The sequence below is a fragment of the Hydrogenophaga atypica genome, assembly GCF_042665215.1.
GTDB lineage: Bacteria > Pseudomonadota > Gammaproteobacteria > Burkholderiales > Burkholderiaceae_C > Hydrogenophaga > Hydrogenophaga defluvii_A.
Map to the genome: position 1 here is coordinate 40,248 of NZ_JBHTCA010000008.1, position 20,401 is coordinate 60,648.

19 protein-coding genes are annotated in these 20,401 nt (G+C 67.1%); 8 read left to right on the forward strand and 11 right to left on the reverse strand.

The window, feature by feature from the left end; all coding sequences use genetic code 11:
• Nucleotides 1–7 precede the first annotated feature (7 nt).
• Together ACFQPB_RS12695 and ACFQPB_RS12700 are read left to right on the forward strand one after the other, a co-directional pair.
• Nucleotides 8–1,054, forward strand: coding sequence for a sensor histidine kinase (locus ACFQPB_RS12695; protein ID WP_382223787.1), 1,047 nt, complete (start codon nt 8–10; stop codon nt 1,052–1,054).
• Nucleotides 1,051–1,833, forward strand: coding sequence for a LytR/AlgR family response regulator transcription factor (locus ACFQPB_RS12700; protein ID WP_382223790.1), 783 nt, complete (start codon nt 1,051–1,053; stop codon nt 1,831–1,833). Before ACFQPB_RS12695 ends, ACFQPB_RS12700 begins: the two co-directional genes overlap by 4 nt.
• Here ACFQPB_RS12700 and dnaE read toward each other — a convergent pair whose 3' ends face one another.
• Both dnaE and ACFQPB_RS12710 read right to left on the reverse strand, forming a co-directional pair.
• Complete coding sequence (dnaE, locus tag ACFQPB_RS12705) at nt 1,834–5,406, reverse strand: DNA polymerase III subunit alpha (RefSeq protein ID WP_382223793.1); 3,573 nt, start codon at nt 5,404–5,406, stop codon at nt 1,834–1,836.
• A gap of 82 nt (nt 5,407–5,488) precedes the next feature.
• Nucleotides 5,489–5,878: a winged helix-turn-helix domain-containing protein gene (locus ACFQPB_RS12710; RefSeq protein WP_382223796.1), complete on the reverse strand. Its 390-nt coding sequence runs from the start codon at nt 5,876–5,878 to the stop codon at nt 5,489–5,491.
• Nucleotides 5,879–5,953: 75 nt separating this feature from the next.
• On the opposite strand from ACFQPB_RS12710, the gene modA reads away from it, so the two are divergent.
• From modA to ACFQPB_RS12725, 3 genes are read left to right on the forward strand one after another with little or no spacing between them, the layout of a single operon-like run.
• Nucleotides 5,954–6,739 carry a molybdate ABC transporter substrate-binding protein gene (gene modA / locus ACFQPB_RS12715; protein WP_382201072.1) on the forward strand — a complete coding sequence of 262 codons (786 nt, stop codon included), beginning with the start codon at nt 5,954–5,956 and terminating at the stop codon, nt 6,737–6,739.
• A gap of 2 nt (nt 6,740–6,741) precedes the next feature.
• Nucleotides 6,742–7,410 carry a molybdate ABC transporter permease subunit gene (gene modB, locus ACFQPB_RS12720; RefSeq protein WP_382223799.1) on the forward strand — a complete coding sequence of 223 codons (669 nt, stop codon included), beginning with the start codon at nt 6,742–6,744 and terminating at the stop codon, nt 7,408–7,410.
• Nucleotides 7,407–8,519, forward strand: coding sequence for an ABC transporter ATP-binding protein (locus tag ACFQPB_RS12725; RefSeq protein ID WP_382223802.1), 1,113 nt, complete (start codon nt 7,407–7,409; stop codon nt 8,517–8,519). The genes modB and ACFQPB_RS12725 overlap by 4 nt, the downstream gene beginning before the upstream one ends.
• A 12-nt stretch (nt 8,520–8,531) precedes the next feature.
• Here ACFQPB_RS12725 and ACFQPB_RS12730 read toward each other — a convergent pair whose 3' ends face one another.
• Entirely contained in the window at nt 8,532–9,518 is a 987-nt protein-coding gene (locus ACFQPB_RS12730) for a Bug family tripartite tricarboxylate transporter substrate binding protein (protein WP_382223805.1), read from the reverse strand.
• A 37-nt stretch (nt 9,519–9,555) separates the two neighbouring features.
• A complete protein-coding gene (locus ACFQPB_RS12735) occupies nt 9,556–10,749 on the reverse strand; it encodes an FAD-dependent monooxygenase (RefSeq protein WP_382223946.1) in 1,194 nt (397 codons plus the stop codon).
• A gap of 75 nt (nt 10,750–10,824) precedes the next feature.
• Between ACFQPB_RS12735 and ACFQPB_RS12740 the strand changes: the two genes are divergently transcribed.
• Nucleotides 10,825–12,381 (forward strand): diguanylate cyclase, encoded by a 1,557-nt coding sequence (locus ACFQPB_RS12740; RefSeq protein ID WP_382223807.1) that lies wholly within the window; start codon nt 10,825–10,827, stop codon nt 12,379–12,381.
• A gap of 6 nt (nt 12,382–12,387) precedes the next feature.
• Here the strand turns inward: ACFQPB_RS12740 and ACFQPB_RS12745 are convergent, their stop codons facing one another.
• The 6 genes from ACFQPB_RS12745 to ACFQPB_RS12770 all read right to left on the reverse strand — a co-directional run bounded on the left by ACFQPB_RS12745 (nt 12,388) and on the right by ACFQPB_RS12770 (nt 17,972).
• Complete coding sequence (locus ACFQPB_RS12745) at nt 12,388–13,440, reverse strand: VWA domain-containing protein (protein ID WP_382223810.1); 1,053 nt, start codon at nt 13,438–13,440, stop codon at nt 12,388–12,390.
• A gap of 21 nt (nt 13,441–13,461) precedes the next feature.
• Nucleotides 13,462–14,421, reverse strand: coding sequence for a DUF58 domain-containing protein (locus ACFQPB_RS12750; protein WP_382223812.1), 960 nt, complete (start codon nt 14,419–14,421; stop codon nt 13,462–13,464).
• Between the two features lie 8 nt (nt 14,422–14,429).
• The gene (locus tag ACFQPB_RS12755) at nt 14,430–15,437 is read right to left on the reverse strand and encodes an AAA family ATPase (protein ID WP_382223815.1); all 1,008 of its coding nucleotides are present in this window, start codon (nt 15,435–15,437) and stop codon (nt 14,430–14,432) included.
• An 18-nt stretch (nt 15,438–15,455) separates the two neighbouring features.
• On the reverse strand, nt 15,456–16,412 hold the full coding sequence (locus ACFQPB_RS12760) for a S1C family serine protease (RefSeq protein WP_382223818.1): 957 nt from the start codon (nt 16,410–16,412) through the stop codon (nt 15,456–15,458).
• Nucleotides 16,413–16,556: 144 nt separating this feature from the next.
• The gene (locus ACFQPB_RS12765) at nt 16,557–17,549 is read right to left on the reverse strand and encodes a S49 family peptidase (protein WP_382201055.1); all 993 of its coding nucleotides are present in this window, start codon (nt 17,547–17,549) and stop codon (nt 16,557–16,559) included.
• A 30-nt stretch (nt 17,550–17,579) separates the two neighbouring features.
• Entirely contained in the window at nt 17,580–17,972 is a 393-nt protein-coding gene (locus tag ACFQPB_RS12770) for a Rieske (2Fe-2S) protein (RefSeq protein ID WP_382201053.1), read from the reverse strand.
• An 80-nt stretch (nt 17,973–18,052) separates the two neighbouring features.
• Here ACFQPB_RS12770 and ACFQPB_RS12775 point away from each other — a divergent pair, with 80 nt between their 5' ends.
• Together ACFQPB_RS12775 and bktB are read left to right on the forward strand one after the other, a co-directional pair.
• Nucleotides 18,053–18,631, forward strand: coding sequence for a histidine phosphatase family protein (locus ACFQPB_RS12775; RefSeq protein ID WP_382223821.1), 579 nt, complete (start codon nt 18,053–18,055; stop codon nt 18,629–18,631).
• Between the two features lie 96 nt (nt 18,632–18,727).
• Nucleotides 18,728–19,912: a beta-ketothiolase BktB gene (gene bktB, locus ACFQPB_RS12780; protein ID WP_382223824.1), complete on the forward strand. Its 1,185-nt coding sequence runs from the start codon at nt 18,728–18,730 to the stop codon at nt 19,910–19,912.
• A gap of 30 nt (nt 19,913–19,942) precedes the next feature.
• On the opposite strand, the gene ACFQPB_RS12785 is transcribed toward bktB, so the two are convergent.
• Nucleotides 19,943–20,392, reverse strand: coding sequence for an OsmC family protein (locus ACFQPB_RS12785; protein WP_382201047.1), 450 nt, complete (start codon nt 20,390–20,392; stop codon nt 19,943–19,945).
• Nucleotides 20,393–20,401 lie beyond the last annotated feature (9 nt).

The window sequence follows — 20,401 nt, forward strand, 5'->3', positions numbered from 1 at the left end:
AACACCCATGCAGATCAACTGGCTCGCCAAAGTCCGGCATGCACTGGTGACGGTGCTCTTCAGCCTCAGCGTCGCCGCGCTGCAATGGGCATTTGCTCCGGAACGCTCGCCCCTCCCTCTGGTGAGCTACTCGCTGTGTATCGGACTGATCACCTGGGCGGTGATCGATCTGGGGCGCCACGCCTTCGCCTCGGCCCGCGAAACGGGCTGGCCCAGCGGCTGGCGGGGCTTGGTGTTGGTGACCGTGGGCATTGCCTTGGGTTACAGCTTGGGCAATGCGTTGGGTGACCTCATCTGCCGACACCTGGGCCTGTACCGGGGCGGCCCACCGGTGGACATCCAAGCCGAGGTGCGCCGGGGGATGCTGGTGACGCTGGTGGCCGGCGCCGTGGGCAACTTTCTTTTCTACATCTGGGGCAAAAGTGCCTACCTGCAGCGGCAGATGGTGCAGGCCCGCAGCCAGGCAACGGAAGCCCAGCTCAAGCTGCTGCAAAGCCAGCTGGAGCCCCACATGCTGTTCAACACCCTGGCCAACCTGCGCGTGCTCATCGCCACCGATCCGGCGCGGGCACAAACCATGCTGGACCACCTGAACGCGTTTCTGCGCGCCACGCTGGACGCCTCACGCGCCACACAACACCCCTTGGCCACCGAGTTCCAGCGCCTGGGCGACTACCTTGAACTCATGGCCGTGCGCATGGGGCCGCGCCTGCGCTACCGGCTGGAGCTGCCACCCGACCTCGCCCGCCATCCGGTGCCCACCCTGCTGCTGCAACCCCTGGTGGAGAACGCCATACGCCACGGGCTGGAGCCCCACCTGGCCGGCGGCGAGCTGGTGGTGCGTGCGCGACTTCAAGGTGAGCACCTGCGCCTGGATGTGGAAGACAGCGGCGCCGGCATGCACACCGACGCCAAACCGGGCTTTGGCCTCACACAAGTGCGCGAACGGCTGCAGAGCGCCTACGGCGCCTCCGCCTCGCTCGACATTGGCCCCGCCGCTGAAGGCGGCACACTGGCCAGCATCCAACTGCCACGCGCGCGCCCCACACCATGAAAGCCACCGCCCTCATTGCCGAAGACGAACCCCTGCTCGCCCAGGCCCTGCAAGCCGAGCTGGCCCAGGCCTGGCCCGGGCTGCGGGTGCTGGCTGTGGTGGGCGATGGCGCCAGCGCGGTGCGCGAGGCCCTGGCGCAGCGACCCCAGGTCTTGTTCTTCGACATACGCATGCCGGGCCTGGGAGGCTTGGAGGCCGCCGCCGAGCTCGCTGACGCCTGGGACAGTGCGCACGCGCCCTTCCCCGCCCTGGTGTTTGTGACGGCCTACGACCAGTACGCGGTGCAGGCCTTCGAACGCCAGGCGGTGGACTACCTGCTCAAACCGGTGACGCCCGAACGCCTGCGCATCACGGTGGCGCGGCTGCAAGAACGCCTGGCGCTGCAAAGTGCAGACGACGATGTCGCGATGGCCAAACTGCGCGCACTGCTCGCCCCGCCCGCGTCGTCCGAAGCGCCGCTGCGCTTTCTGCAGGTGGGTGTCGGCGCCGAAATCCGCATGGTGCCGGTGGATGACATCGTCTGTCTGGACGCGGCCGACAAGTACGTGCGTGTGCTCACCGCCGAGCACGAGTACCTGGTGCGCACACCACTCAAAGACCTGTTGCCGCGCCTGGATGCGGACGTGTTCTGGCAGGTGCACCGAGGCACGGTGGTGCGCGCCACAGCCATCGCCGCCGTCACCCGCGACGAATCAGGCAAACAGCGGCTGCGCCTGAACGGCTGCCAGGAACGCCCGGTGGTGAGCCGGCTCTACGCCCACCGCTTTCGGGCGATGTGATCAGTCGAAGACAATTTCGGCTTTTTGCTGATGCGCCTGGGCCGTCCAGCTGGCCAAAGCCGCGTCGCTGGGGTAGAACAGCGCCCGCTCGTCGAGCTGGATTTCGCAACGCGCGCCGTGGCGCTCCAGCGCGATGCGCACCGGCAGGCCCCGCACCAGTTCGCCTTGTTCGGTCATCTCGCGCACAGGCGCAAAGGTCTTGACCAGTTCGGCAATCGGCGGGTTGCTGCCGTTGACCGCCACACGCAGGTACTTGCCAAATCGGCAGCGGGCGGTGGGCAAGTCCCAAACCTGGGTGATCTTCAGGCGCAGGCCGCCCGAAAAACGGTCGTGTTGGGCCTGGGCCATGACGATGATGAGTTCGTCGTCCTTGAGCAGGTGCTTGTGGGCGTTGATGAGGTTCTCATCGGCCGAGGCTTCGACCGTGCCGGTCTTGTCATCGAGCTTGAACAAGGCCAGCTTGCCACGCTGGCCGTTGATGACCCGCAGGTCGTTGACAATGCCGGCCAGCAACTGCTGGTCACGCGAATCCACCAGATCGGCCAGCGGCGTGCGCGCAAAACGCCGCACCTCGCGTTCGACCTCGTCGAACAGGTGCCCCGAGAGGTAGAAGCCGATGGCGGTTTTCTCGAACGTCAGACGCTCCTTCACCCCCCAGGGCAGCACCTCCACCAGGCCAGGCTCCTCGGTGCTGGCGCCCGGGCCAGCGTCCATCATGTCAAACAGGCCACCCTGGTTGGCGTTGGCCGCCTGGGCGGAGGCAAAGTCAAAAGCGCGCTCGACCGACGCCAGCAAGGCCGCGCGGTTGAGTTCGATGGCGTCAAACGCACCGGCCTTGATCAGCGCCTCGACCGTGCGCTTGTTGACCCGCTGCTTGTCGATGCGAACGCAGAAGTCGAACAGGCTGGTGAATGGCCCGGTGCGGTCGCCGAACTCGCCCGAGCCCCGCCCCTCGCGCGCTGCCACGATGGCCTCAATCGCCTGCTGGCCCGTGCCCTTGACAGCGCCCAGCCCGTAGCGGATGACCTTGTCGCTCACCGGCTCGAAGCGGTAGTTGCCCCGGTTCACGTCCGGCGGCTCGAAGCTGAGGCCGAAGTTTTTCTGCGCGTCTTCGAACAACACCTTGAGCTTGTCGGTGTTGTCCATTTCCACGGTCATGTTGGCGCAGAAGAACTCGGCCGTGAAATGCACCTTGAGCCAACCCGTGTGGTAGGCCAGCAGCGAGTAAGCAGCGGCGTGCGACTTGTTGAAGCCGTAGCCCGCGAACTTTTCCATCAGGTCGAAGACCTCGTCGGCCTTGTCCTGCGGGATGCCGTGGGTGGCCAGCGCGCCCACACGGAACTTCTCGCGGTGCTCGGCCATTTCCTCGGCCTTCTTCTTGCCCATGGCACGGCGCAGCAGGTCGGCGCCGCCCAGGCTGTAGCCGCCCAGAATCTGCGCCGTCTGCATCACCTGCTCCTGGTAGACCATGATGCCGTAGGTCTCGCTGAGCATGTCGGCCACGGCCGGGTGTGGGTACTCCACCACCTCCTTGCCGTGTTTGCGGTTCACGAAGCTGGGGATCAGGTCCATGGGCCCTGGCCGGTACAGCGCGTTCAGGGCGATCAGGTCCTCCAGCCGGCTGGGCTTGGCGTCGCGCAACATGCCCTGCATGCCACGGCTTTCAAACTGGAACACGGCTTCGGTCTTGCCCTCGGAGAACAGCCGGTAGGTGGGCTTGTCATCCAGCGGGATGTTCTCGAAGGCGAAGTTGGCCTGGCTCTTGTGCCGCTGGACGATGAATTCCTTGGCGATCTCCAGGATGGTCAGCGTGGCCAGGCCGAGGAAGTCGAACTTCACCAGGCCCACGGCCTCCACGTCATCTTTGTCGTACTGGCTCACGGCCGATTCGCTGCCCGGCTGCTGGTACAGCGGGCAGAAGTCGGTGAGCTTGCCCGGCGCGATCAGCACGCCCCCCGCGTGCATGCCCACGTTGCGGGTCATGCCTTCGAGCTTCTGCGCCATCTCCACCAGGGCCTTGACGTCTTCTTCCTGCTCAATGCGCTCGGCCAGCAGGGGCTCGGCCGCGATGGCGTACTTCTCCTTGTCGTCGCCCTTGAGGTCCGGCGGCGGGTACTGCAGCGTCACCGGCTTGCCCGGCTTGTTCGGGATCAGCTTGGAGATGCTGTCGCAGAAGCCGTACGGGAAGTCCATCACCCGCCCCACGTCGCGGATGGCCGCGCGGGCCGCCATCGTGCCGAAGGTGGCGATCTGGCTCACCGCGTCCTTGCCGTACTTGTCCTTCACGTAGTCGATCACCCGATCGCGGTTGGATTGGCAGAAGTCGATGTCGAAGTCGGGCATGGACACCCGCTCAGGGTTGAGGAAGCGCTCGAACAGCAGCTTGTACTCCAGCGGGTCCAGGTCGGTGATCTTGAGAGCATAGGCCACCAGCGAACCGGCGCCCGAACCCCGGCCCGGCCCCACCGGGCAGCCGTTGTTCTTGGCCCACTGGATGAAGTCGCCCACGATGAGGAAGTAGCCGGGGAAACCCATCTTGAGGATGGTGTTCAGTTCGAACTCCAGGCGCTCCACGTAACGTGGCCGTTCCTTGTCGCGCCGCGCCTCGTCGGGGTAGAGGTGGCGCAGCCGTTCCTCCAGGCCCTCAAACGACACATGACGGAAGTAATCCTCGGTGGACAGGATCTGCCCATTGACCGGCGGGATGGGGAAGTTGGGCAGTTGCGGTTTGCCCAGCACCAGGGTCAGGCTGCAGCGGCGCGCAATCTCCAGCGTGTTGGCCACAGCGCTCGGCACGTCGGCAAACAAGGCCACCATCTCGGCCGCGCTCTTGAAGTGCTGGTCGCGGGTGAATTTGCGCACGCGGCGCTGGTTGCCCAGGATCTCTCCTTCGGAGATGCAGACCCGGGCCTCGTGCGCCTCGTAGTCTTCGGGCGCCATGAACTGCACCGGGTGGGTGGCCACCACCGGCAGGCCCAGGCGCGCGGCCAGGGGCACGGTGGACTGCACCAGTCGCTCGTCATCGGGGCGGCCCGCGCGCTGAATTTCCAAGTAGAAGCGGTGGGTAAATACGCCCGCCATCTGCAACGCCAGATCGGCGGCGCGAACACTGTCACCGCCCAGCAAGGCCTGGCCCACCGGGCCGGCATGGGCACCTGACAGCAGGATGAGGCCCGCGCCCAGTTCTTGCAGCCACTCCCATTTGACCAGCGCCATGTCGCGCACCACGTTGCGCGTCCAGGCGCGTGCCAGGATTTCGCACAGGTTGAGGTAGCCCTCGCGGTTCTGCGCCAGCAGCAGCACCCGGGGCATGGGCTGGGCATTCGGGCCGGCGCCGGGGGCCACGGCAGCATCGGCACCCAGGCCTTGCAGCATCACCTCCACCCCCAACACCGGCTTGAGGCCGGCGCCCCGTGCGCCCTTGTAGAACTTGATGCCACCAAACAGGTTGTTCAGGTCGGTGATGGCCAACGCGGGCTGGCCATCGGCAGCGGCGGCGGCCACCGCCTCGTCGATGCGCACGGTGCCGTCAACGACGGAAAATTCGGTGTGAAGGCGAAGGTGGACAAACATGGACCGATTTTAGGGAGCTTGGGAGCCGGTCCCGGTTCATGTCGCGGTTCCTGCCGCCCAGCTTCCCACGGCGGCCGGGCGTTCACGGCTTTCGCAACAGGTCCAGTACGCCACCCAAGTGCGGCTGAGCGGCCTGCAAGGCCGCCGCCTCTGCGGCACGGTACGCCGCCAGCACGGCCTGTCCAGTGGGGGTGAGCGCCGCGCCACCGCCGGCCGAACCCCCCCGCTGCTTGGCCACCAGCGGCGCCTCAAACGCGGCGTTCATGGCCTGAACCAGCGACCACACGCGCTGGTAGCTCATGCCCAGGCGCCGCCCAGCCTCAGCGATCGACCCGGTTTCGGCCACCCCCTGCAACACGTCGATCCGCCCGGGCCCGAGTTGGATGTCTGCACCGCTTTGCACGCGCAAGCGCACCCGCACCTGGGTGGTGGGGTCCAGCGCTGGCGTGGTGTGGGCAGGCGGGTGGCTCATGGCAAGCGATATCTTTGTTCGGAGATAACCCGATATACTTCGCGACAGATATCGTACTTCGAACCCACACGCGACATGGCCATCCACCTGCTGACCCGCCGCACGCTGTTGACCCTGCTGGGCGCATGTGTCAGTGGGGTTGCCAATGCACAGCCAACGACCATCACCGTTGCGGCGGCGTCCGACCTCAAGTTTGCGCTGGAAGACGTTGCCGCGCAGTTCGAAAAGGGCACGGGCCAGCGCCTGCGCTTGGTGTTTGGTTCTTCGGGCAACTTCTTCACACAAATCCAGCAAGGCGCGCCCTTCCACCTCTATCTGTCCGCCGACGAAGCCTACGTGTTCAAGCTCGCCGACGCCGGCCTGACCACCGACCGGGGACGCCTGTACGCCCTCGGCCGCATCGGGCTGTTTGTGCCCAAAGGCTCGCCCGTGAAGGCCGATGGAGAGCTCAAGGATCTGGCGCGCGCATTGAAGGCCGGTGAGGTGCACAAGTTCGCCATCGCCAACCCAGACCACGCGCCCTACGGCGCCCGCGCCCGCGAAGCCCTGCAGCACGCGGGCCTTTGGAACGCCCTGCAACCCAGGCTGGTGCTGGGCGAGAACATCTCGCAGGCCACCCAGTTCGCGGCCAGCGGCGCCACGCAGGGCGGCGTCATTGCCCAGTCGCTGGCGCTGGCGCCGCAGATGGCGGCGCAAGGCGACTTCGCGCTGATTCCCGCCACCTGGCACCAACCGCTGGCCCAGCGCATGGTGCTGCTGAAAAACGCCCCTCCCGCAGCGCGCGCCTTCTACGAACACCTGGCCACACCCGCTGCCCAGGCGACGCTGGCGCGCTACGGTTTCAGCCGGCCCAAGCCCTGAGCATGGATTGGCAGGCACTCGCGCTCTCGGTACAGCTGGCCCTGGCCACGTTGCTGGTGCTGCTGCCGGTGGGCGTGCTGAGCGCGCGCTGGCTGGCGCGCAGCCGCTCGCCCGCCAAGCCCTGGCTGGAAGCCCTGGTGATGCTTCCGCTGGTGCTGCCACCCACCGTGTTGGGCTACTACCTACTGGTGTCGCTGGGGGCGGCCTCGCCGCTGGGGCGCTGGGCGCAAGACACACTGGGCCTGTCGCTGAGCTTCAACTTCCTGGGCCTGCTGCTGGCGTCGGTGGTGTTCAACATCCCCTTCATGTTGCAGCCCATGCAACGTGGCTTCGAGGCCATTCCGCACAAGCTCATCGAAGCCGCCACCGTCAACGGCCTGAGCGCCTGGGCCACCTTCTGGCGGGTTGAGCTGCCACTGGCCTGGCCCGGTGTGATGTCGGCCATGGTGCTGACCTTTGTGCACACGCTGGGCGAGTTTGGTGTGGTCTTGATGGTGGGTGGCAGCATTCCCGGTGAAACACGGACCATCGCCATCGCCATCTACGACCGCGTGCAGGCCTTCGACCTGCATGGCGCGCACCTGATGTCGCTCACCCTGCTGGTCTTCTCCACGCTCGCGGTGGTGGCCTCGCTGTGGGCTGGGCGGCGGACCCCGGGAGGCGCCCGGTGACACTGCGTGTGCACATCGCCCAAGAGACGCCCATGCGCCTGCGTGGCGGCTTTCACTGCGAACCCGGCCAAATGGTGGCGCTGGTTGGCCCCTCAGGCGCCGGCAAAACCTCGCTGATGCGCGCCATCGCCGGCCTCATGCGGCCACAACACGCGCGCATCACCGTGGGCGACGCCTGCTGGTGCGACAGCGCCGCCGGCCTGTTTGTGCCACCCCAGCAGCGCCGGGTCGGTCTGGTTTTTCAGGACTACGCGCTCATGCCCCACATGACCGCCCAACACAACGTCGCCCTGCCCCTGCATGGCCCCGACCGCCTGGCGCGCGCGGCCGACATGCTGCGCCGCGTGGGCCTGGCACCCGAGCTGTACACACGCCGCCCGGCGCAACTCTCCGGCGGCCAGCAGCAGCGTGTGGCGGTGGCCCGCGCCCTGGTGCGCGACCCGGCGGTGCTCTTGCTCGACGAGCCGTTTTCGGCGGTGGACCAGATGAACCGGCGCACGCTCTACGCGTTGCTGGCCGAACTGCGTGAGGACATCGCCGTGCCCATGGTGCTGGTGACCCACGACCTGACCGAAGCACGGCTGCTGGCCGATGAGCTGGTGGTGATGGCCGACGGCGAAGTGCTGCAGCAAGGCCGACCCGAGGTCATCCACCGCTCGCCGCGCAACGCCCGGGTCGCCGATCTGGTGGGCATCGTCAACCGTTTTGAGGGGCGCTGGGAAGGTGCGGCCGACGCCCCCGGCTGGGGCCTGATGCGGTGGCTGGGGGCGGCAGGCGACGGGCCGCAGCTGCGCGTGCGCGACAAAGGCAAGGTTGAACGCGACCAACATGTGACCTGGGTCATCCCCGGCGAGGGCCTGGCCCTGTGCGATGGGACACCACCCACCGACCCGCGCTGGCTGTGCCTGCTGGCCCAGGTGCTGACCCAACACCACCTGGGCGACGTGACCTTGTTGCGCCTGCAGACCGATCAGCCGACCGGCACCACACTGCAACTGATGTTGACCGGGCAGCCCCACACCCAGTTGCCCGCCGTGGGTGACACGGTGCGGCTGCGGCTGGACCTGTCGCTGGTCCACATCATGCCCAGCCGCACGGTCTCCGCCTGAGGCACGCGCCCGTTACTGCGGGCGTATGTTGTTGCGGCGAATCACCTCGCCCATTTCAGCCGTGTCGCGCTGGACGCGTTTGGCCAGGCCCTCGGCCGAGGTGCCGGCCACCTGCCAGCCCTGGTTGAACAGCTTCTCACGCACCTCGGGGCGGCGCACGATCTCGGCCAGCAGGGTGGAGAGTTTGTCCACCACCGGCTTGGGTGTGCTGGCCGGGCCGGCCACGGCGTTCCAGATTTCCAGCTGGAAACCGGCGATGCCGGCATCGGCCAGCGTGGGCACATCGGGCACCAGGCTGCTGCGCCCGGCCGAGGTGACACCCACCGCCTGCAGCTTGCCGGCCCGCACCTGGGGCATGGCCAGGCCGGGCGGCAGCAGCGCCAGCTGCAGGTCGCCCGCGATCAGGGCGGTGATGACCTGCGGGTTGCCTGGGTAGGGCACATGCACCGGCGCCAGGCCCGCCTTGGTTTTCAGCAATTCCATGCCCAGGTGGGCCACGGTGCCGTTGCCGGGTGTGCCGTAGTTGATCTTGTCGCCGCCCTGGCGCACGGCGGCCAGCACGGCCGGTGCGCCCGCAGGCAGTTGGGTGGAAGCGGCCAACACCAGGGGCGCGGTGGCCAGCAGGCTCACCGGCGCCAGGTCCTTGAGGGGGTCGTAAGGTGTGGCCGGGTTGAGCAACTTGGCAATCGTCATGTTGCCGTTGATCATCAAACCGAAGGTGTGGCCGTCGGCGGCTTTGGCCACAAAGTCGGCGGCGATGTTGCCACCGGCACCGGGCTTGTTGTCCACCACCACCGGTTGGCCCAGCGCCTGCGCCAGCGGCTCGGCCAGGGTGCGGGCGGTGAGGTCGGGCGAGGACCCGGCCGGAAAACCCACCACCAGCCGCAGCGGCTTGGTGGGCCAGGCGGTTTGTGCCACGGCGACGGAAGTGGCCAGTGCGAGGGTGCTGGCCGCCACCAGGTTGAGGGCGGAGCGGCGGGTCAGGAAACGTGTGGTCATGGGCGGCATCGGGTTCAGGTGGGAGAAAGCGGTGATGTTAAGCCGACGGTGGCCCGCTGTAGAGCGCCGGCACGTCGAGCAACCGTTCGCCCAGCACGGCCATGGCCAGGTTGCGTCCCCAACTCAATGGGGGCACCAGATGAAAAATGCGTCCGTTGCGCCGCGAACGTGCCTGCACCCAGGCGTTGCGCGACCAACGTTGGTCTGCCCATTGGCGCAACAGGCCGGCAGGAGCGGCCAACGCGCCGGCTTGGCCCGCGAGCAGCCGGCCCAGGCCCCAGGCGTCTTCCAGCGCCATGGCCGCACCTTGTGCCAGGTAGGGGCGCATGGGATGGGCGGCATCGCCCAGCAACGCCACGCGCCCGCCGCCGTGGGCCTGCGGCCCAGTGATGACCGGGCGCTCGAACAGCGGCCAGCGCAGCCATTGCGGCACAGCTTGCAGCACCGATTCGAGCGCCGGCGCCACGCGGCCCATGGCGGCACGCAGGTCGGCGGGGTCGGCGGCGTGGCTCCAGTTCTGGACATCGCCGTCCAGCCGCCCCTGCACAATCACCACCACGTTGAGGTGTTCGCCCCGCCGCACCGGGTAACACACCGCATGCATCCTGGGCCCCAGCCAGGCCACCACGTCGCGCTGCCGCTGTGCCGGTGGCAACCCCGATTGGTCCACCAGCCCCCGGTAGGCGATGTGGCCGGTGGGAACGGGCAGCTCGTCGCCCAGCAGCGGCGTCCGCACGCGGCTCCACAAACCGTCGCAACCGAGCAGCAGGTGCCCGCTGGCGGTGGCGTTGTCCGTCAATTGCGCCACCACCTTGTCTTCACTGGCCTGCCAGCCCAGCACCGTGCGCCCCAAACCAAGCTCAACCTCAGGCTGCGCCGCCACCGCCTGCCACAACAAGGCATGCAAGTCGGCGCGGTGCACCGTGGCGTAGGGCTGGCCATACCGTGCCTGCGCCCGGTTGCCCAGTCGCAGCCGCCCCAGCTCGGCCCCGCCGGGCGCGTCGCGCACCACGAGGGCGTCTGGAAACGCCGCCACATCACGCAAGGCGTCGAGCAGCCCCCAATCGGCCAGCACCCGCACGGCATTGGGTCCCAACTGCAGGCCAGCCCCCACCTCGGCCAAACGCGCGGTCTGTTCGAACAGGCGCACGCTCAGACCCGCACGGGCCGCGCCCAGCGCGCCCGCCAGTCCGGCGATACCGCCACCGGCCACCAACACGTCGGTGTCAATCGGGTGTGTCATGGGGTGCGATTGTGACGTCAGCCAGGGGCTGCCGAGCCGCCGCGCGCGTATCATGGGTTGGCCATGGCCCTGCCACCGCCCTCCCCCCATGTGCTGCGCTACCGCCCGCTGCCGCTGAGCCTGTTGTGGCGACGGCATGGGGACCAAACCCTCACCGGCCTGCGGCTGGCATGGTGGATCAGCCTGGCCGCCAGCGTGTTGTTGGGGCTGGCCACGGTGGCTTTCGGCTGGTCGGGCCTGCCGCTCCGTTTTGGGGGCGCCAACCTGCACCTGACCGTCTACCCGCCTTTGACGCTGTGCACGTTGTGGGTCTTGTGTGTCGGGTTTTGGTGGGGTGCCATCCCCGCCTACCTCGCCACGCTCTTGTTGGCCCTGCAGGCGGGCATGGCGCCCGAGTGGGCCGTGGTGTTCGCGCTGTCCAACCCTCTGGGTTATTTTGTGCTGGCGGTGGCCTACCGCGCCGCGCAGATGCCGGTGCCCCCACGCACCGGCAGTGCGGTGCTGTTTTTTGTGGCCGTCGCCTTCATCGCCTCGGTGTTTGGCGCCACCGGCTCGTTCATCTGGTCGTACACCGGGCAGGTGGGTCCGGAGGCCGCGTTTGCCATCTGGCAAGGCTGGTGGCTGGGCAGTTTTCTGCAGACACTGGTGTTTGTGGGGCCCCTGCTGGCCTGGCTGGGGCCACGGGCGATGGTGTGGCGCGATGCGCAACTGCCACGCCACGCAGACCAGCTGCTGCCCCGCTGGCAACTGTTTGCGGCGTCGCTGCTGGGTGTGGGTGGGGTGCTGATTTTTCTGTGGCTGTCCTTCCACCTCGGTCGTGGCGCCTGGTCGGCATTGCCAGCGCCGACCTCGGCCGACGATGCCAGGCGTCTGCTGCAATTGGTGAACGAGTACACCTTGGCCGTCTACTGGATCATCACCGTGTTGACGCTGGCGGTGCTGTTCCTGGGACACCACTTTTTCACGCACTGGACGGGCGCCCTCGAACGTGCCCGAGAAAGAACCGCCGTCGAGCGCGATCTGGCGGTGCAACGCCACCACGAGGCCGAACTGGCGCGGCAGGAACTGGCGGCCCGCATCGAGGAAATCCAGCTGTTGCAGGCCCAGTTGCGGGAACAGGCGGTGCGCGACCCACTCACCGGCCTGTACAACCGCCGCCATCTGCAGGACGCCCTGCCCCGCGAACTCAAACGCGCCCATCGCGCGGGCGCCCAGGTGGCGGTGGTGGTGATGGACCTGGACCACTTCAAACGTGTCAACGACGAACACGGCCACGCCATGGGCGACCACGTGCTCCAAGCGGTGGCCGACCTGCTGCAGGCACAGACACGCGCGGGCGACTTTTGCGCCCGCTACGGAGGCGAAGAGTTCTGCCTGGTAATGCCAGGCGCCAGCGCCAGCCAGACGGTGGCGCGCCTGCACTTGCTGCAACAGACCTACGCCGAGCTGTGTGTGGAACACAGCGGCACCCGCCTGAACGGCTTGGGCTTTTCGGCCGGGGTGGCGGTCTACCCGCAGGACGGCGACAACGACAGCGCCCTGCTCAACGCCGCCGACAACGCCCTCTACCGCGCCAAGGCCGAGGGCCGCAACCGCATCTGCCTGGCGGCAAAAGCATGAACCCGCTCAGGCAATGCGGTTGAACCACAGCAGCGACAGCCCCGCCGACAGTGTGGCCAACACCGCCGCCAGCAGCGCCAGCAGGCTGGAGATTTCGGTCTCCTTTTTCTCCACCGTCAAGCGGGTGCTCAGGGTCTCGTAGACCTTTTTGAGGTTTTCGGCCGTGCCGGCGTAGTAGTACTCGGCCTGCGTGCGGTCGGCCACTTCCTTCAAGGTCTCCTCGTCCAGTCGCACCCGCATGGACCACCCTTCAAACCCGATGGTTTCGCCCTCTACCGTGCCCACACCCACGGTGTAAACACGGACGCCCCGATCGGCGGCCATCTTGGCGGCCTCCATGGTGTCCACGCCGGTGGTTCGCTGGCCATCGGTCAGCAAAATGATGGCCGCCGACGAGTAAGAGCCTGGGGGCACGGGCGTGTGTTCCTTGGGTTCCTGCGGTTTCTGGTCGATGGCAATGCCCCGCTGGCGGTCGCGCCCGTAGACCATGGACGACAGATCGATGCCGGCATCGGGGAAGATTTCAGACAAGGACACCACGATGGCGCTGCCAATGGCGGTGGCGCGCTGGAGCTGGAACTTGTCGATGGCAACCACCAGGTCTTCGCGGCTGAGGGTGGGCGACTGCACCACCTGCGCGGTGCCGGCAAAGGCCACGATGCCCACCTTCACATGGCGCGGCAGCTCGGCCAGAAAGGCCTTGGCCGCGTTTTGTGAAGCCACCAGGCGGTTGGGCTCCACATCGGTGGCACGCATGCTGCCCGATACGTCCATGGCCAGAATGATGGTCTGCTGCAGCGACGGCAAGCTGAGTGTGGCGAACGGCCGCGCGGCGGCCAGCAGCATGGCTGTGAGCGCCAGCAGGAACAGCACCGGGGGCACGTGGCGCCGCCACTGCGAGCCACCGGCCATGGCTTCGCGCACGATGGCCAAACTGGCGTATCGCACCGCCGTTTTTTTCTTGCGCCGCAACAGCCAAAAATACACCAGCAACAACAAAGGAACGATCAGCAGCAGCCACAGAAACTGCGGCCAGAAGAAGGTGAGCGGGATTTTCATGGCCATCCTCCTGGGTTGACGTCAGGCGGCGTTGAGGTGGGGCGCCGGGGCGGCACCCCGGTGTTGTTGGCGGCGGCGGCGCAGGTCCACAAAACGCAGCAGCGCGTCGACCAGGTCGTCGTCGGTGGACAGCTCCAGCGTGTCCACCCCGGCCTGCGCCAGGCTGTCGCGCAGCTCGGCCTCGCGCTGGGCCGCAATGCGCGCAAAACGGCGGCGAAATGCGGCGTCGTGGGTGTCCACCACCAGGTGCTCACCGGTTTCGGCGTCGCGCAGCGTGAGCAGGCCCAGGTCGGGCAGCTCCAGCTCCAGCGGGTCGAGAAGTCGCACAGCCACCACGTCGTGGCGCAACACCAGTCGCCCCAGCGCCTGGTGCCAGCCGGGCTGGCTGATGAAGTCGGACACCACAAACACGGTCGAACGTCGCTTGAGCACGGGGCTGGCGGCTGCCAGCAATTCGTGCAGGCGGGTGGTGTCGCCGTCGGGTGGCGCCACGTCGGGTGCCCGCATGGCATGCAGGATTTCCAGCAGGTGCTGGCGGCCACTGCGCGCTGGCAACACGCGGTGCAGCCCACCGCCGTACAACAGCGCGCCAATGCGGTTGCCGTGCCCCGTCAGCAAGCGCGCCAGCACGGCCACAAACTCGCGCGACAGACGGCGTTTGGTCTGGGTGTTGGAGCCAAAGTCCACCGAGGCGCTCAAGTCCAGCAGAAACCATGCGTTCATGTCGCGGTCTTCCATGAACTGGCGCACGTGGGGCAGGCCCAGGCGTGCGGTCACATTCCAGTCGATGTGGCGCACGTCGTCGCTGGGCTGGTACTCGCGCAGGTCGGCCAGGTCCAGCCCGGTGCCGCGCATCAAGGTCCGGTGGTCGCCCTGCAACAGGCCGTCCAGGCGTTTGAGCACCGTCCACTCGATGCGGCGCAACAACGCGGCCGCCGACTCCAGCGGTGGTGCGGGGTTCAACGTCTGGCCGGGCGCCATGTTGTGCCTCAGGCGGCGCGTTGCTCGTGTTCCAGCGGCTTGGCCGGTGGCGGGATCTTGGCCATGATCTTGGCCACCACCTGATCTGGCGTGAGGCCTTCGGCCAGCGCCTCGTACGACAAGACCACACGGTGGCGCAACACGTCGGGCACCAGGTCCACCATGTCTTCGGGCAGGGCGTAGCTGCGCCCGCGCAGCATGGCCAGGGCACGTGCCCCTTCGGTGAGGCCGATGGTGGCGCGTGGGCTGGCGCCGAAGGTGATGAAACGGCCCAGGTCCTTGAGACCATGGGCCTCAGGCCGGCGGGTGGCCGACACCAGCTTGACGGCGTACTGCACCAGCGACGGATCGACATACACCTGCCGACATTGCGCTTGCAGCGCGGCCAACTGTTCTGTGCTGGCCACGGGTGCCACGTCGATGCGCGGGCCGGTCACGCGCTCGACGATGACGTACTCCTCCTCGTCGGTCGGGTAGTCCACCAACACCTTCATCATGAAGCGGTCCACCTGGGCCTCAGGCAGCGGGTAAGTGCCCTCGGTTTCGATGGGGTTCTGGGTGGCCATCACGAGGAAAGGCTCAGGCACCTTGTGCGACTCGCCCGCGATGGTGACCTGGCGCTCCTGCATCACCTCCAGCAACGCGCTCTGCACCTTGGCGGGCGCGCGGTTGATTTCGTCGGCCAGCAGCAGGTTGGCAAACACCGGGCCCAGCGTGGTGCTGAACTCGGCCGTTTTCTGGTTGTACATGCGCGTGCCCACCAGGTCGGCCGGCACGAGGTCGGGCGTGAACTGGATGCGTTTGAACTGCCCACGCACCGCCTGCGCCAGCGTCTTGACGGTCAGCGTTTTGGCCAGCCCCGGCACGCCTTCCACCAGCAAGTGGCCCTGGGCCAGCATGGCCACCATCACCCGCTCCAGAAAACGGTCCTGCCCGACCACCACGCGTTTGACTTCATAGAGGATGCGCTCCATCAACTGGGCGGTGGCGGGGTCTTGTTGGCGGACATCGCTCATGTGAGTTCCTTGTGTGGGTCAGAACGGGGGCAAGCCGGCGGCCGAAGCGGCGTTTTCGATAGGCACCGCAAAACCGATGCCCACAAAGGTGCGGGCCGAGGTGGGGTTGAGGATGGCGGTGACGATGCCCACCACTTCGCCGTCCATGGTGACCAGCGGCCCCCCCGAGTTGCCGGGGTTGGCAGCGGCATCAAACTGGATCAGGTTGGTCATGGTCTGCTTGCCTTCAGGCGAGCGGAAGGAGCGGCCCAGGCCCGATACCACGCCGGCCGACACCGAAGGCCCGATGCCAAAGGGAAAGCCCACCGCCACCACCTGATCACCCGGTTGCAGGTCGCCGGTGGAGCGCATGGTGGCGGCATACAGGTCATCGGGAATTTCGTGGGCCTGCAGCACGGCCAGGTCGTTTTCGGGCTGCGCGCCGGTCATGCTCGCGTCGGCCTCCAGCCCATCTGCAAAAGCCACGCGGATTTTTTTGGCGCCGCCCACCACATGCAGGTTGGTCAGGATCACGCCTTTGTCCACGATGACCACCCCGGTGCCTACGCCCATTTCCACCTCTTCACCGGTTTTGGGGTGTTTGCCATAGGCCATGACACGCACCACCGAACCCGCCACCGCTTCTTGCGCGCGGGCCGCAGCCGACGGCAGCACCTGGGTTTCCAGCGTTTTGAGCACCGCGGCATCGATGGTCTTCTGGGTGAGTGGCCTGCTGGCAGGCCCGGTGCGCCACAGGTTGAGCAGCAGCAACGTGGCCAACACGCCCATGCCCAACCAAAGGGCGGCGGGGTGGGCAGGCCAGCGCTGCCAGCGCGGTGCGGCGGCTGCAACCGTTGCCGTCGAAGGGGTGGCGGCAAGCGCCGTTGAGACCGGTGGTGTGTGTGGTGAGGACGCTGCAGCGCCCCCAACCGCGTCAGTCGTTGCCGGGGGCAAGGACGCGGGGCGCCGTGAGCTGTACAAGGGCCTGCGCTTCATGGCCGGCCCCCGCCCACCCGTGCTGTGCTCGAACCTGCCGCCATGCCCCACCTCGCTGCTGTGTTGCTACGAGGCCATTGTGGCAGCAGGTGGCGAATTTGTCAGAGCCTCGGCGGCGAAAACCCACCCGCGGTTGCGGGCCTCTCAACGCAGCGACAGCCCGCCGTGTTGCAAGGCCTTGACGGCGCCCTCCCCCACGGCCGCGCCAAACCGGCGCGCCAGGCGCGACGCCACGTTTTCGCGCTGGGTGTAGTCCACGATGTCTTCTGCCTTGACCACATCGCGGGCCACCTGGTCCAGGCTACCCAGACCGTCGGCCAGGCCCAGGGCCACCGCCTTCTCGCCGCTCCAGACCAGGCCACTGAACATCTCCGGGGTTTCCTTGAGGCGGTCACCACGCCCCTTGCGCACCACGGCAATGAACTGGTTGTGAATTTCGCTCAGCATGGACTGCGCGTAAGCACGCTGCACCTCGCTTTGGGGGCTGAAGGGGTCGAGAAAACCTTTGTTTTCACCCGCTGTGAGCAAGCGCCGCTCCACGCCCAGTTTGTCCATCAAACCGGTGAAGCCAAACCCGTCCATCAACACACCTATGCTGCCCACCAGGCTGGCCTTGTCCACGTAGATGTTGTCCGCTGCGGCGGCGATGTAATAGGCCGCCGAGGCGCAGGTTTCCTCCACCACCGCATACACCGGCTTGTTGTGCAAAGCCTTGAGGCGGTGGATTTCGTCGTTGATCATGCCGGCCTGCACCGGGCTGCCACCGGGCGAATTGATCAGCAGCACCACGCCCTGCGAGCCGCTGTCCTCGAAGGCCTGGCGCAAGGCCACCACCACCTGGTCAGCACCGGCTTCGGTGCCGTCCGCAATTTCACCCTGCACCTCGATCAAGGCCGTGTGCGGTGTGCTGACGCTGGTCGTGGTGGGCACTTGCGCGAACAACAGCCACGCCACCGTGCCCAGAAATCCCAGCCACAGCAGGCGCAGGGCCACCCGCCAGCGCCTCGCGGCACGTTGCTCCTTGAGCTGGGCCATCAACAGCCGCTCCAGCGCTGCGCGCTCCCAACCGGGGGTGGCGGACGTGGGGGTGGCCGGTGTGGCGGCGCTGGGGGCATCGGAAACGCGAAAGTCTTCCATGGGGCTGATAAAAAAAGTGGCGCCGCGCGCTCAGAACTGCACCGGCTTGAGGTGGTATTGTGACCGCCAGAACACAACACCGTCGCGCTCCTCGGTCTCGATTTTCATCAGACCACCCCGCCCCGGCCCGCCCACACACTGCCCGCTGTCGGGCCGAAACATGGCGCCATGGGCGGCGCACACGATGTAGTGGCCGGTGAGGTCAAAAAAACGGTCGGGCTGCCAGTCCATCTCCATGGCCACGTGGCTACAACGGTTGAGGTAGGCGTGCACTTGGCCGGCATACCGCACGGCAAAGGCGCGGCAGGTTTGGCCGGCGTAGTTCACATCAAACGAACACGCCAGCCCGCTGTTGACCAGCTCGCTGGCCTGGCACACAGGATGCCAGTCGTCTCCGGTGGGGTCGCTTTGGGGGGTCTGCATGTCCCTGCTTGGGCAACGGTTGGCCGCGTTCATCAGAATGGGAAGCTCCATTGTGTGCGAGTTGCCCCAGGACGCCGACGATGAACCCCGATTCCCCTGCACGCCGAACCCTGTTGCTGGCCGGCGCCACCCTGTTGTGTGTGCCACAGGCACGCTCCCAAGCTGGCCTGGTGGCTTTCTGGCACGCGGCCAAACAGACCAGCACGGTGATTTTGATGCGCCATGCCCAGACCGAGCCCGGTGTGGGCGACCCGCCGGGCTTCCGGCTGGACCAGTGCAGCAGCCAGCGCAACCTCAGCGACGCCGGCCGGGCCCAGGCGGCCCGCGTGAAAGTGGCTTTTGCCGATCAGGGCATCACACCGGCTGAGGTGCGCAGCAGCGCCTGGTGCCGCTGCCTTGACACCGCACGCCTGGCATTTGGCCCAGCCACCATTTGGCCGGCCATCAACTCCACCTTCCAGGGCCAGGGCGACCCCGAACAGAGCAAAACTCAGGTGCTGGCCGCCGCGCGCGCCTGGCGCGGTCCCGGCCCGCTGGTGCTGGTGACCCACCAGGTCAACATCAGCCACATCACCGGGGCGTTCACCGCCATGGGCGAAATGCTCGCAACCCGCCACGTCGACGGCCGGCTGCAGGTGCTGGCCCGCTGGCTGGTCTGAACCCGCGTCAGGCTGGCATCAGCCCCAGGGCTAAGATGTTGGGTTGAGCCCACGCCACACGTGCGGGGCCGCCCATCCATTTCGCAGGAGTTTCACATGAGCCGAGAAGTTGTTGTTGTCAGCGCAGTGCGCACCGCCATTGGCACCTTTGGTGGCAGCCTCAAGGACATCCCCCCCACCGAGCTGGGCGCCACCGTGGTGCGCGAATCGCTGGCCCGCGCGGGCGTAGATGGAAAAGACGTCGGCCACGTGGTGTTCGGCCACGTCGTCAACACCGAGCCCAAGGACATGTACCTCTCGCGTGTGGCCGCCATCAACGGCGGTGTGGGCGAAGGCACGCCGGCCTTCAACGTCAACCGCCTGTGCGGCTCGGGCCTGCAGGCCATCGTCAACGCCAGCCAGAGCATCCTGCTGGGCGACTGCGACATCGCCATCGGCGGCGGCGCCGAGAACATGAGCCGTGCGCCCTTTGCCAGCCTGAACATGCGCTGGGGCTCGCGCATGGGCGACACCAAGATGGTGGACATGATGATCGGCGCCCTGCACGACCCTTTCCACAACATCCACATGGGTGTGACGGCCGAGAACGTGGCCGCCAAATATGGCATCACCCGCGAGATGCAGGACGCGCTGGCGGTGGAAAGCCACAACCGCGCCCAGCGCGCCACCGAAGCCGGTTACTTCAAAGACCAGATCGTGCCCATCATGCTCAAAAGCAAGAAGGGCGAGGTGGCCTGGGCCACCGACGAACACTTCCGCCCCGACTGCACGCTGGCCGACATGACCAAGTTGAAACCGGTGTTCGTGAAAGAAAACGGCACGGTAACGGCTGGCAACGCCTCGGGCATCAACGACGCGGCCGCTGCCGTGGTGCTGATGGACGCTGCTGCCGCCAAGGCGCGCGGCGCCAAGCCGCTGGCCCGCTTGGTGGGTTATGCCCACACCGGCCTGGACCCCAAGATCATGGGCGTGGGCCCGATCTCGGCCACGCAGGCGGTGCTCAAGCGCACCGGTCTGAGCGTGAACGACCTGGACGTGATCGAAGCCAACGAAGCCTTTGCCGCCCAGGCCTGCGCCGTGACCAAGGAACTGGGCCTGGACCCGGCCAAGGTCAACCCCAACGGCTCGGGCATCTCGCTGGGCCACCCCATTGGCGCCACCGGCGCGCTGATCACCGTCAAGGCGCTGCACGAGCTGCAACGCATCAACGGCCGCTACGCGCTGGTGACGATGTGCATCGGCGGTGGTCAGGGCATTGCCGCGATTTTTGAGCGGGTGTGACCCCCACCCAGCCGCAGATGCGGTTGGGTGTTACGCCTCCACCACCTCAAACGAGGTGGTAATCTCTGCCGTTTTGCCCAGCATGATGCTGGCCGAGCAGTACTTGTCGTGGCTCATGGCAATGGCGCGCTCCACGGCAGCAGCGGGGATGCCTTTGCCGGTCACGGTGAAGTGCATGTTGATCCGGGTGAACACCTTGGGATCGACCTCGGCACGCTCGCTGGTCAGTTGCACGCTGCAACCGCGCACGTCGTGGCGCCCACGCTTGAGGATGAGCACCACGTCGTAGGCGGTGCAGCCACCCGTGCCGGCCAGCAGCAGTTCCATGGGGCGGGCGGCCAGGTTGGCACCGCCGTTCTCAGGCTTGGCCGCGTCGGGCGCGCCGTCCATGTTGATGATGTGGCCCGTGCCGGTTTCGGCCACAAAGCCCATGTGCGAGCGGGTGCCGCTGTGGCCAGTCCAGGTGACGGTGCAATCCATTGGGGAGCC

Bases quoted from the DNA above. Each gene is read 5' to 3' on its own strand.
- ACFQPB_RS12695 (WP_382223787.1), top strand. From the start codon at position 8: ATGCAGATCAACTGGCTCGCCAAAGTCCGGCATGCACTGGTGACGGTG.
- ACFQPB_RS12700 (WP_382223790.1), top strand. From the start codon at position 1,051: ATGAAAGCCACCGCCCTCATTGCCGAAGACGAACCCCTGCTCGCCCAG.
- dnaE (WP_382223793.1), bottom strand. From the start codon at position 5,406: ATGTTTGTCCACCTTCGCCTTCACACCGAATTTTCCGTCGTTGACGGC.
- ACFQPB_RS12710 (WP_382223796.1), bottom strand. From the start codon at position 5,878: ATGAGCCACCCGCCTGCCCACACCACGCCAGCGCTGGACCCCACCACC.
- modA (WP_382201072.1), top strand. From the start codon at position 5,954: ATGGCCATCCACCTGCTGACCCGCCGCACGCTGTTGACCCTGCTGGGC.
- modB (WP_382223799.1), top strand. From the start codon at position 6,742: ATGGATTGGCAGGCACTCGCGCTCTCGGTACAGCTGGCCCTGGCCACG.
- ACFQPB_RS12730 (WP_382223805.1), bottom strand. From the start codon at position 9,518: ATGACCACACGTTTCCTGACCCGCCGCTCCGCCCTCAACCTGGTGGCG.
- ACFQPB_RS12740 (WP_382223807.1), top strand. From the start codon at position 10,825: ATGGCCCTGCCACCGCCCTCCCCCCATGTGCTGCGCTACCGCCCGCTG.
- ACFQPB_RS12745 (WP_382223810.1), bottom strand. From the start codon at position 13,440: ATGAAAATCCCGCTCACCTTCTTCTGGCCGCAGTTTCTGTGGCTGCTG.
- ACFQPB_RS12750 (WP_382223812.1), bottom strand. From the start codon at position 14,421: ATGGCGCCCGGCCAGACGTTGAACCCCGCACCACCGCTGGAGTCGGCG.
- ACFQPB_RS12755 (WP_382223815.1), bottom strand. From the start codon at position 15,437: ATGAGCGATGTCCGCCAACAAGACCCCGCCACCGCCCAGTTGATGGAG.
- ACFQPB_RS12760 (WP_382223818.1), bottom strand. From the start codon at position 16,412: ATGAAGCGCAGGCCCTTGTACAGCTCACGGCGCCCCGCGTCCTTGCCC.
- ACFQPB_RS12765 (WP_382201055.1), bottom strand. From the start codon at position 17,549: ATGGAAGACTTTCGCGTTTCCGATGCCCCCAGCGCCGCCACACCGGCC.
- ACFQPB_RS12770 (WP_382201053.1), bottom strand. From the start codon at position 17,972: ATGCAGACCCCCCAAAGCGACCCCACCGGAGACGACTGGCATCCTGTG.
- ACFQPB_RS12775 (WP_382223821.1), top strand. From the start codon at position 18,053: ATGAACCCCGATTCCCCTGCACGCCGAACCCTGTTGCTGGCCGGCGCC.
- bktB (WP_382223824.1), top strand. From the start codon at position 18,728: ATGAGCCGAGAAGTTGTTGTTGTCAGCGCAGTGCGCACCGCCATTGGC.
- ACFQPB_RS12785 (WP_382201047.1), bottom strand. From the start codon at position 20,392: ATGGATTGCACCGTCACCTGGACTGGCCACAGCGGCACCCGCTCGCAC.